At 49.8% G+C, this 3,258-nt stretch carries 5 protein-coding genes and 1 pseudogene; 5 read left to right on the top strand and 1 reads right to left on the bottom strand.

From position 1 onward, the window contains the following. From GAP13_RS13220 to GAP13_RS12885, 5 genes and pseudogenes are all read left to right on the top strand, one after another. A partial coding sequence (locus GAP13_RS13220; RefSeq protein ID WP_241864359.1) for a hypothetical protein occupies window positions 1-195 on the top strand: 195 nt, incomplete at its 5' end. Continuing rightward, the gene (locus GAP13_RS12900; protein WP_371710081.1) at window positions 192-623 is read left to right on the top strand and encodes a sulfatase/phosphatase domain-containing protein; all 432 of its coding nucleotides are present in this window, start codon (window positions 192-194) and stop codon (window positions 621-623) included. The genes GAP13_RS13220 and GAP13_RS12900, both read left to right, overlap by 4 nt. 237 nt (window positions 624-860) lie before the next feature. After that, window positions 861-1,016, top strand: a pseudogene (locus GAP13_RS13350) (transposase); the annotation flags it as partial. A 333-nt stretch (window positions 1,017-1,349) separates the two neighbouring features. Beyond that, window positions 1,350-1,628, top strand: coding sequence for a transposase (locus tag GAP13_RS12890; RefSeq protein WP_158908697.1), 279 nt, complete (start codon window positions 1,350-1,352; stop codon window positions 1,626-1,628). 136 nt (window positions 1,629-1,764) lie between these two features. Next, complete coding sequence (locus GAP13_RS12885) at window positions 1,765-2,043, top strand: integrase core domain-containing protein (protein ID WP_158908696.1); 279 nt, start codon at window positions 1,765-1,767, stop codon at window positions 2,041-2,043. A gap of 97 nt (window positions 2,044-2,140) precedes the next feature. Here the strand turns inward: GAP13_RS12885 and GAP13_RS12880 are convergent. After that, the coding region (locus GAP13_RS12880; RefSeq protein WP_158908695.1) for an IS1634 family transposase at window positions 2,141-3,258 on the bottom strand (1,118 nt) is incomplete at its 5' end.

Below are 3,258 nucleotides of genomic sequence, written 5' to 3'. Positions count from 1 at the left end.
GGACCAGATAAAATTACCCATGGCCTAGTGGGGAAATTTACACGATTTTTTTGGGGATTTTGGCTTGACAAAATACACTTTTTTTCGGTTCAGATCATGGCGCAGCAAGGCGTTGGGACGGCGTGTTCGACAGCTGCGGGCCCCTCCGTGGGCAGAAAGTCTATCTTTATGAAGGTGGCATCAGGACGCCCATGATCGTACGTTGGCCAGGTATAATACCAGCAGGCACTGTCTGTCATACTCCTTGGTGGTATGCCGATTTTCGTCCCACTATCGATGAAATTATCGGTAATAGCATGCCGACGGATTGTGATGGCATTTCGATCCTTCCTCTCCTTTATGGAAATGTCGAACAACTTGACTCTCGGTACTATGAGAGAATTTTCTATTGGGAAGGATATACATATGGCTTTGAACAAGCCGTAAGGTGGAAAAACTGGAAAGCGGTGCGGAAAATATCAGCAGAAAGTGGCGAAACATCCTTTGAGCTCTACGACCTAGCTTCTGATTTAGCGGAGAAAAATAACCTGGCTACCAATTACTCAAAGCTCGTAGAAAAGCTACGGCATCAGATGATCTCAAACCGTACAGATTCTCCCTTTTGGCCGATACAGTTCCACTAGAAGTCAACGACCACCACTAAAGGCAATGGTTTGAGAGCTTGAATTTATCTCGATGCAAATGGCTATACAACTACTCAAAGTAGTGAGTATGGCCATTCCCAAGGGAGTTCTGGACAAACTGCTTAGTATTACAAGAGATAAGAAGAAATTACCGGTTCCAAGGGGCTTCTGAAGTAGCTCACGAAAGCCCTGATCGAGAGGGCGATGTAAGCCGAGATGACCTAACATCTTGGTTATGAAAAGCATGATCAGGCGAAAAAACAGGCAGACAATAGCCGTAACAGAAAGTTCTCCAAGATACTTCATTCCGAGCAGAAAGCGCTAAATACAGAAGTGCCGCAAGACCGAGAAGATGAATTCGAGCCGGTGATCGTACCAAAACATCATCCGTAATTTGTTACATCTTGTGAGCCAGAACAATTCTGAAAGATAATAAGGAGGACTTCTGTAGCAGATGATAAAGCTGATCTGCTGTCGACTATTTCAGTCATATCTTTCCTGGCAACGATACAAGGTCCAGGATTCCGGCATACCTTATCTGGAAAAGAAATGGCGAACCGCTTAACGTAATCCTGCCAATAGGCGTGTCCTATGTAGGTGTCAAGGTCGGTTTAAATTTTCCGGTTTTAGTCTGAACTGACCCCTTCTAGGTGGACACGAAATGATACTCTATCTGAAGGGGGTATGATAAAATGGACATGAAGTTAAGAGAAAAAAGGAAAGGACATGTCCAGAAGAAAGTTCGACAAGGAGTTCAAAGTTGCGGCAGTCAGACTGGTCGTGGATGAAGAGCTGCCCGTATGTCAGGTTGCAAGGGAACTTGCCGTGCATCAAAACAGCCTCTACCGCTGGGTGAGCGAGTACGAGAAATACGGTGAGAGTGCGTTTCCTGGGAATGGGAGCAAGATATATAACTACCAAGCCGAGATCAACCGTCTTGAGAAGCGGAATAGAGAACTTGAAGAGGAAGTAGAACTGCTAAAAAAATTCCGGGTCTTCTTGTAGAAAAAAAGCACGTGAGGTTCAGGTATCTGGCAGAAAACAAAAGCAGATACACGATCAAGAAGGCCTGTAAGATATTGGGAATCTCACGCAGTGGTTTCTATGCATACCACGAGCGAAAACCATAAGGTCACTGACGATGACAGAACGTCTGGTGATTGATGCGTTCTTGCAGGGTATCGGAAAAGAGCAGCCAGGATCGGGATTGATCGTCCACACCGACCAGGGATCGCAGTCCACAGGCGCGAACTTCATGGCAGTGGGGAAAAAAAAGGGAGCTATTCCATCGCACAGCAGGAAAGGCAACCCTTACGACAACGCGCTCATGGAGTCTTTCTACCGGATACTGAAGCGGGAGCTGGTCGATGACGCAGGATTCAGGACAAGGGATCAGCTGGTTTTGAACAGTTCGTGCTGACAAAAAAGCGACATTATTCTTAATAGTACAATAAAATAAAGACATATTTGTCGTGCAACTTGTGGTACTACATGTTGAGGGGCGCTTTTCTACTCTTTTAAAAATCCCAAATCTTCGGAGGGTGTTTCACCTTCAGCGTAGAAAAGAGATTGCGCTGCATCTCGGAGAGAGGAGACATGAGCCACAGCTCTCCGTCAGGACCTTTGGTATGCCCCACCCGAATATCGGTGAGCGTGTAGGCAATGTCTCGCCAGCTCATCGAAAGCGTTCGTTCCGCAACCCGCACCAGCACCATCGCAATGAAGCAAATAAGCACATGGGCACGGATCCTGTCGTCCAGGTGGTGGTACACGGGGCGTATGTCGACCACATGCTTCACATCCCTGAATACCCGCTCGATTTCCCAGAGCTGTTTGTACCCATAGACAATCTCTTCGGTCGAACAGTGCATGAGCGAGGTGCTGATGAGAAATTTGCCGTCAAGGAGCGATTCTCGCTTCATTTTCTCTTCGTCGATGAAGAGCGTGCCATCCTTGCGTTGTCCAATGTACCGACCATAGATTCCGTGGCTTCGCAGCCTGCAGGCAGCCTTGCGGTGTGGTTCGCCTGAGAGTTGGGCAAGGGCTGCAAGCCGCCTTCGTGCTTCCTCGACGATCTGGGAGCGCGTTTCCTTGTCCCTTTGTGCCGCCTCGGGGTTCTGGACGATCACATACCGGCGCTGGGTGGCAGACCCCTCGTCGATGAGGACATCCTTACACAGAAGCACCTTCCCTTCGCGCTCGATTGTTTTGTAGCGCCCCGCCCGGTGCAGCGCCTCCACGGCTTCACCCTTGCTGCCTGCGCGGAGCTTTTCGCCGATGATGTAATCACCGCCGCCCTGGAGGAGAATCTGCCGGTTGCGTGCCGAGTTGAAGCCCGCGTCCTGGACCATGACCAGGTGCCCCAGGTTCCATTGGCTCAGATCATGCTTCACCTGCTGGGCGATCTCGTGGTCGCTCGTGTTCCCTGGCCATACCCACGCACGGATTGGAATGCCGCCCTTCGTGACCGCGAAGGCCACCACCTGCGCCAGTTCCGGGTGATTGTCCTTGCTGTGGCCACGCTTTCTCAGGCCGCCTTCGTGGTCATCCTCTCCCTTGATCTCGAAGTAGGTGCTCGTGGTGTCCAAGAAAAGGATATCGACGTCGAGATCCAGCTTCTTCGTCACGTGAGTAA

It is taken from the genome of Rectinema subterraneum, from assembly GCA_009768935.1.
Classification (GTDB): Bacteria; Spirochaetota; Spirochaetia; order Treponematales; family Rectinemataceae; genus Rectinema; species Rectinema subterraneum.
This window is presented reverse-complemented; position numbering and strand designations above follow the sequence as displayed.